Annotated in this window: 6 protein-coding genes, 1 pseudogene and 1 CRISPR repeat array; of the genes and pseudogenes, 6 read left to right on the top strand and 1 reads right to left on the bottom strand. The window is 67.3% G+C overall.

Translation table 11 applies throughout. The features are described 5' to 3' along the window. Nucleotides 1-39: 39 nt before the first annotated feature. A complete protein-coding gene (locus tag AB0H37_RS42360) occupies nt 40-699 on the bottom strand; it encodes an ATP-binding protein (RefSeq protein ID WP_360618305.1) in 660 nt (219 codons plus the stop codon). A 121-nt stretch (nt 700-820) separates the two neighbouring features. Between AB0H37_RS42360 and AB0H37_RS42365 the strand changes: the two genes are divergently transcribed. The 6 genes and pseudogenes from AB0H37_RS42365 to AB0H37_RS42390 all read left to right on the top strand — a co-directional run. Then, nucleotides 821-1,672: a helix-turn-helix transcriptional regulator gene (locus AB0H37_RS42365; protein ID WP_360618300.1), complete on the top strand. Its 852-nt coding sequence runs from the start codon at nt 821-823 to the stop codon at nt 1,670-1,672. 14 nt (nt 1,673-1,686) lie between these two features. Next, nucleotides 1,687-1,875, top strand: coding sequence for a DUF397 domain-containing protein (locus tag AB0H37_RS42370; protein WP_360618301.1), 189 nt, complete (start codon nt 1,687-1,689; stop codon nt 1,873-1,875). Between the two features lie 1,356 nt (nt 1,876-3,231). Continuing rightward, on the top strand, nt 3,232-3,846 hold the full coding sequence (locus AB0H37_RS42375) for an E2/UBC family protein (protein WP_360618302.1): 615 nt from the start codon (nt 3,232-3,234) through the stop codon (nt 3,844-3,846). Next, nucleotides 3,846-4,370 (top strand): hypothetical protein, encoded by a 525-nt coding sequence (locus tag AB0H37_RS42380; RefSeq protein WP_360618304.1) that lies wholly within the window; start codon nt 3,846-3,848, stop codon nt 4,368-4,370. Before AB0H37_RS42375 ends, AB0H37_RS42380 begins: the two co-directional genes overlap by 1 nt. Further along, nucleotides 4,367-5,257 (top strand): ThiF family adenylyltransferase, encoded by an 891-nt coding sequence (locus AB0H37_RS42385; RefSeq protein ID WP_360618306.1) that lies wholly within the window; start codon nt 4,367-4,369, stop codon nt 5,255-5,257. The genes AB0H37_RS42380 and AB0H37_RS42385 overlap by 4 nt, the downstream gene beginning before the upstream one ends. A 258-nt stretch (nt 5,258-5,515) precedes the next feature. Then, nucleotides 5,516-6,114: direct repeats of the CRISPR family, unit length 36 nt; unit sequence GTTTCAATCCGATGCGGTTTTGTAGGGCGCTGCGAC. Nucleotides 6,115-6,312: 198 nt separating this feature from the next. Further along, nucleotides 6,313-6,668, top strand: a pseudogene (locus AB0H37_RS42390) (hypothetical protein); the annotation flags it as partial.

A 6,668-nucleotide genomic window follows, 5' to 3' on the forward strand; every position in this document is an offset into this window, starting at 1 on the left:
GGCAGTTGTCCGTTCCCCGGTTGCGGGGCGTGGCCCCGCTCAGGTTGTTGCAAGGGCGAAGGTTGCCCACACCACTTTTCCTGCGCTGGCTTCCAGTGCGTACCAGCCCCACTGCCAGGTCAGGGCGCCGACCAGTAGCAGGCCCCGGCCGCCCTCCTGGAGGGTGGCCGGGACGCCGGGTCGGGGCGGGGCCGGGCTGGCGTCTTGGACCTCCACCAGCAGGGCCCCGGGGATCAGGCCGAACCTGATCATGACGGGCGATTCGGAGCGGATGGGACTGGGGGCCCCTGCCAGGACCGGTAGCGGTCCGCTCCCGGTCGCGCCGTGGGTGACGGCGTTGGCGACGAGTTCTGTCACCACGCTGGCGACGTCGTCGTGGAGCCCGCGGTCTCTCGGGAGTCCCAAACCCTGCAGACCTTCTCTGGCGAAGTCCCGTGCGGTCGCAGCGGCGCCTTCGTCCTGCGGTAGAACTCGTACTCGCTGAGGGCTCTTCGGACATGGGGAGGGCGGTCGGCCCATGACGGCGGGGGCGGGCGTGCTCATATCGGCTCCTGCCTTGCGCCGGCGGTCGGCGCCGGGGCGTGCGAGCGAGGGCGTGCGATGAGTCGGGATGAGGAAGAGGCGGGCCCGTCTGGCTAGCCGGTGGGCTCTGGTCGGGGATGGATGGGCCCGGGGTGTGCGGTGGCGTTCAACCCCCATCCTGCGCGCAACACGGAGCAAATGCAACACGTTTCGTTTGAATCATGTTCCGTTCGCTACACTCGTGTAGAAGTGCGAAGATCTGCGCAGCGACCCACGAGCACGGGGAGGGGGTGCAGACATGGCGGCACCAACGACGCCACCGACTGCCCGCAGGCTGCTGCTCGGCATCAAACTTCGGCAACTGCGGGTGGCCGCCGGCTATACGCCGACAGACGTCTACAAGGCCACCGGAATCTCCCGGGCGACCCTCCACCGCCAAGAGACCGCCGAGCAGTCGCCGCAGCCGCGGACGCTGAAGACCCTCCTGACCCTCTACAACGTCGGTCAGCGAGAGGCAGCCGAACTCACCAGGCTCGCCAAGGAGTCCGATCAGCAACCATGGCTGCAGTCCTTCGGCGACCTGCCCTCGCCCTACCTGACGTTGATCAGTTTCGAACGCGAGGCCAAAAGCCTGCGAACCTTCGAGGCATCACTGGTCCCGGGACTACTGCAGACACCCGACTACGCGCTCGAAGCCACGCGCAGCGTGTGGCCCGACGCCACTGAAGCCCAACTCCGACAGCGGGTCGAGGTGCGAATCCAACGCCAGGAGGCCCTTCGCCTCGCCGGCACCGGCCTGCACGCGATCATCGACGAGGCCGCGCTTCGGCGCCGTGTCGGCTCGGCGCAGCACATGCGCGACCAGATCGACCACCTGCTGGAGGCTGCCTCCAGGCCGCAGGTCACCCTGCAAGTACTCGGCAGCGGCACCGGCGCTCACCCCGCGATACACGGCGCCTTCATGATCTTGAACTTCGGTGCTCCCTTCGAAACCGATATCGTCTATCTGGAGGGACTGGTCACCGATCTTTTCCTCACCGAAAGCGGTGAGGTCCGCCGGTACGCCGAGGCGTTCACCGCAGTTCAAGATCTGGCATTGCCTCCGGCCGAGACCCCGGCGTACCTGGCTCGACTGCGCGGCCAGGCATGATCGAAAGAGAGACCATGACCAAGGCCTCGGACGGGACGCGACGGACCTGGCGTACGTCCTCACACAGCTCAACGGGCAACTGCGTGGAAACCGCCCGGATCGGCAACCAGATCGCCGTCCGCGACTCCAAGAACCCGGCGCTGGGGATGCTGCTGCTCACACCGTCTGCATTCGGCGACCTGCTCGAGCGGATCAAGCGCTGACTCTTCCCGGCGGTCCTCAGTTACGGCAGGCCGAAGCAATCACCGAGCACGCTAGCGAGCAGTAACAGCAGACAGCCCGTACGCGCCGGTCGGTCCTCAATTGCTGGCCGCGCTACTGCACGGTTGCAGCCGCCGACGTCCTGCGGGCCCGTCTCCGGTTCCGATCCATGGGTGGCGCCTGCCGCACGGGAGGATGCCGGGTATGCCCTTACCGGTGCATGGGTACAGCTCAGGCAGGTTTTGGACCGGGGCCAGCGTGTCGGCCACGCTGGTTGTCGCCCTCGCCCTGGTGGCGGTCACCTCCATGACCCGGTTCGCCCGGCAACGGCTGGAGTACAGCTTGCGTAAGGTTGTCGCGTCTCCCAAGAGGTCATGGAACCCGCCCGCACCTCCATGACCCGGTTCGCCCGGCAACGGCTGGAGTACAGCTTGCGTAAGGTTGTCGCGTCTCCCAAGAGGTCATGGAACCCGCCCGCCGCCTGAGGGGCAGTATTCACGCGTCGTCGACAGCACACCTATTTTGGGGAACTCGTTCTCTTCGCGGAGCTTGCGTTCTCTCGCTCGAGTCGGCGTTCCCTCTCGCTCTTGTGTCCGCCTCCGCCGACGGCGGCCGCGTCGCCGTGCCTTCTGCGGTAGGCCTTCACCCAGTTGCCCAGGGGGTGTCGTGGATCCCGGCTCACGCGCAACGTGGGCGGCGCGGGCCGTCCAGGACTATGCGGACGACCTCATCCTTGTGCTTCTGGGTGAAATGCCGTCTCTGTTGTGCCAACGACCTTACATTCCGCTTCTCCCCAACTCTAGTTGGGGAGCTGTCCGGAAGATCCGGGGGTTCTCACCAAACCGCCAGCATCGCCGCCCACGCCCTAACCTCCTCCGCGCACCTGCGCGCCCACCGCTCCCAACTCCACGACGGCGAACACCCGCGGGTCTGGCTCGCCCTGCACCACGCGACCAACCCCGACCCGCTCGCCGCAGCCACCGGCACCATCGACGCAGCCGCTACGCCGCCGGCCCACACGCAGCGAACCTGGTCGCCGACGTCAAGCGCATAAGCACCACACCAGAGCCGCCATAACAGCCCCCATCGTCACCAGACCGCTGCCCGGATACGGACGATAACGCCCGGCGAACCGACAGACGCTGCTGCCCGCCCCGGACCCCCGGGCCTCCCCGTGGACATATCCCCGACACGCGCCCCCAACGTCCGCTCATGTGGACCTGGAGCTCGTCTGGGCGCACGTCGGAACCGAACTGGCGCGCGATGCGCGCCTCCGGCTCCCCACGCTGTACGGCGCAGTGTCATCAATTCGTCCATCGGGGTTCGGTAGACACACCGGGCGACGAAGGAGCGGACGCATGGGGAAGACGATCCGGATCAACGGGGTGGACGTGCCGGTGATCGCCGACCAGCTGAACGGGGAGGAGATCAAGCGGATTGCGGGGATCGACGCCGACCGGGTGCTGGTGCGGCAGGAACGGGACCGCAACGTCATCGTCCCGGACGCCAAGCGGCTGCGCGTCGCCGACAACGAGACCTTCACCCACCACGCCCGCCACTCCAAGGCCCAGGCCGTCACCCGCCGCACCGCGCGGCTGCGGATGGAGGCAGCTACCCTCGCGGCGGCCTACCCCGGCCTGAAAATCGCCGAGGACGAGTCGTACGTGTTCATCAGCGGGTTCCGGCTCCCCACCGGGTGGACCCCCGACCGCGCCAGCGTCCTGATCGTCCCGCCGGCCGCGTATCCCGAATGCGCGCCCGACGGGTTCTACCTGAGCGCGAAACTGTGGCGCCGCAAGGGCGGGCATCTCGTCACACCGGGGCACTACTTCCGCGACTACCACAACCCCTACTCCCACCTGGGCTACCACTGGTACTGCCTGGAGGACCCCGAACGCCGCTGGCGCGCCGAACAGGACTCCCTACTCACCTTCGTGGAGGCCATCCGCACCTACCTGGGGACGGCGGACTGATGCGCTGCGTCCTGCGGCTGCCCGCGCGCGTATGGCGGCCGGCCGAAGAGCACCTGCTGGCGTCTCCGTCCGAGCGGATGGCCTACCTGCTGGCCCGCGCGAGTCGCTGGAGCGACCCATGGGGCCGCCGCACGACGGACCTGCTCGTCCGGCAGGCGCTCCTCATCCCGGACGCGGCACTGGACGTGCAATCCCCGGTCCGCGTCGAGGTCGACCCCGACTTCACCCGGCAGATCCTCCGGGCCTGCTACGAGACCGGCATGTCGCTGGTGGACGTGCACACGCACCCGTTCGGCGGCGGACCGGTCTGGTTCTCCGGCCACGACGAGCACAACATGCGCCTCACCCACGCCGAGTTCGCCGAGACCATGCCGGACCGGCCACCGGCCGTCGCCGCCTCACTCGTCCTCGGCCCCGGCGGGCTCGCGGGCGCCTGGTCGCCGCAGCCGCGCCGGCTCGCACCGCTGGACGCATGCGTCCTGCTGGACGACACCCTCAGCGAGGTTCCCCTGTGCACACCATGACCCCGGCCAGCGACACCCACCGGCACGACCGCCAGATCCGCGCGTTCGGCCACGACGGGCAACGCCGGCTCGGCGCCGCCACCGCAGCCGTGGTCGGTGCGGGCGGCATCGGCTCACTGCTCGTCCAAGGACTCGCCCACCTCGGCATCGGCCGCCTCATCGTCATCGATCCCGACCGCGTCGAACCCACCAACCTCAACCGCCTCGCCGGCGCCACGGCCACCGACGCGCAGGACGGGATGCCCAAGGTCGAGGTCGCGGCACGCGCCGTCGCCAACATCGACCCCGACATCCCCGTCCACGCCATCCAGAACAGCATCCTGAACACCGACACATGGATGACACTGCGATGCGCCGACCTGCTGTTCGGCGCGGTCGACGGCCACGCCCCTCGCTGGGCCCTCAACGCCCTCGCCGTCCAGTACGCCCGCCCCTACATCGACACCGGCGCGGAGATCACCGCGCACGAGTCCGACCCACTCGACGTCTCCGGACACGTCGCGACCGTAACGCCAGGCGGCCCCTGCCTCCTGTGCCTGTCCGGCTACAACCCCGCGGCCGCGTCCATGGAACTCGACCCGACCCTCGCTGTCGCCAAACGCAACGCCGGATACCTCCACGACGCACCCGACCAGCCCACCCCAAGCGTGATCTTCCTCAACCAGGCCATCGCCGGCATCGCCCTCGGCGAAGCCCTCAACCTCCTCACCGGCTGGCACCGCACACGCCCCTACACCCTCATCGACCTGGCCGGCCCCGCCCTTACCGCCATCGACGCCGACCCCCAACCCGACTGCCCCGCCTGCGGCCCCGACTCACCCCGCGGCGAAGGCGACGCCACACCCCCACCCCACTTCGCACCACCCTCCCCACCCCCGCACCCCTGACCGACCCGACGCGAACGCAAGCGCGCGGCCCCGACCATGGGGCCGCGCGCTTTCATCTGCTCCGACGCGGCTCTGTTGAGCGCTATAGGCAGGCGGTACGAGAACTCAAGAGAGGCACCGCGACTTCAACCCGATGCAGTTTGTGGGCGCAGTAACTGGAATCCTCTCCGTTCCGGTATTCCTGGCGGCATTCCAAATCGATGCGATTTTTGTTGACCACCTCTACCGACAACATGGGTTAGCCGAAGGAATCGCCATGTTTCAATCCGATGCGGTTTTGTAGGGCGCTGCGACTTATGCACCGCCTGTCGAGATAAGGCAGGGCACAGGTTTCAATCCGATGCGGTTTTGTAGGGCGCTGCGACTGAAGAGTAGTCGGCCAGCGCCCCGACGGAACTACCGTTTCAATCCGATGCGGTTTTGTAGGGCGCTGCGACGGAGGTGTGATCAGTTGCAGCCTGAGGAGCCACTCTCGTTTCAATCCGATGCGGTTTTGTAGGGCGCTGCGACTCGAACAGGCACGTGCTGACTCCAAGAGTCCCGGTTTCAATCCGATGCGGTTTTGTAGGGCGCTGCGACTTCATCCGAGCCATCACCTCCACAGAAGTGGTGGAGTTTCAATCCGATGCGGTTTTGTAGGGCGCTGCGACGCCCATCGCAACGCACGATCTAACCGTCGTGGGGTTTCAATCCGATGCGGTTTTGTAGGGCGCTGCGACCCGTTCGGTCGCTGCGGGGACTATGCCGAGCCTGTTTCAATCCGATGCGGTTTTGTAGGGCGCTGCGACCATGGGTGGAGTTTCTGCGCACCCTAAGTGGCAGTTTCAATCCGATGCGGTTTTGTAGGGCGCTGCGACAGTACCTCAAATTATGGGGGTCTGACCTGCGGGTTTGCAAGATCATGCGCCAACCTCCTTGGGCGCGATCTTGAAGTGGCCTTGAAGATGATCTTCAGGACGTCGTTTGCGCAGGTCAGAGCGGGGTTTGGGGGTGTGCGCCAACCTCCTGACAATTCTTTGAATGGCCGGAAAGGAGTTCGTCCATCGGTTGTTGGTATGAGGACACGTGAGGGACCCGGCCGGACGACCCGGCTCGTGGAGCGACTGGCCAGTGATCGGGTGCTGTGGGCGGCGTGGTCGCGGGTGGCGGCCGGCAGCGGCATGGCCGGGGCGGACGGCGTCACGGCGGAGGTGTTCGGCCGCGAGGTCGGCCCCAGGCTGACGGCACTGGCGACCCTGTTGCGGGAGCAGAGGTACCGAGCCCAGCCGCTGCGGCCGGTCCGGTCGATGCGGGGCGGCAAGCTGCGGACGCGGGGATTGCCGACCATCTGCGACCGCATCGTCCAGCGCGCCTTCCTGAACATTTACGGGACCCAGCTGAATCCCGCCAACCCCGTCAGTTTCTCATACCG

The organism is Actinomadura sp. NPDC023710 (assembly GCF_040639875.1).
GTDB classification, from domain to species: Bacteria; Actinomycetota; Actinomycetes; order Streptosporangiales; family Streptosporangiaceae; genus Spirillospora; species Spirillospora citrea.

Excerpts from the sequence above, each read along its gene's own strand:
- AB0H37_RS42385 (WP_360618306.1), top strand. The coding sequence starts at position 4,367 with ATGACCCCGGCCAGCGACACCCACCGGCACGACCGCCAGATCCGCGCG.
- AB0H37_RS42370 (WP_360618301.1), top strand. The coding sequence starts at position 1,687 with ATGACCAAGGCCTCGGACGGGACGCGACGGACCTGGCGTACGTCCTCA.
- AB0H37_RS42365 (WP_360618300.1), top strand. The coding sequence starts at position 821 with ATGGCGGCACCAACGACGCCACCGACTGCCCGCAGGCTGCTGCTCGGC.
- AB0H37_RS42380 (WP_360618304.1), top strand. The coding sequence starts at position 3,846 with ATGCGCTGCGTCCTGCGGCTGCCCGCGCGCGTATGGCGGCCGGCCGAA.
- AB0H37_RS42375 (WP_360618302.1), top strand. The coding sequence starts at position 3,232 with ATGGGGAAGACGATCCGGATCAACGGGGTGGACGTGCCGGTGATCGCC.
- AB0H37_RS42360 (WP_360618305.1), bottom strand. The coding sequence starts at position 699 with ATGGGGGTTGAACGCCACCGCACACCCCGGGCCCATCCATCCCCGACC.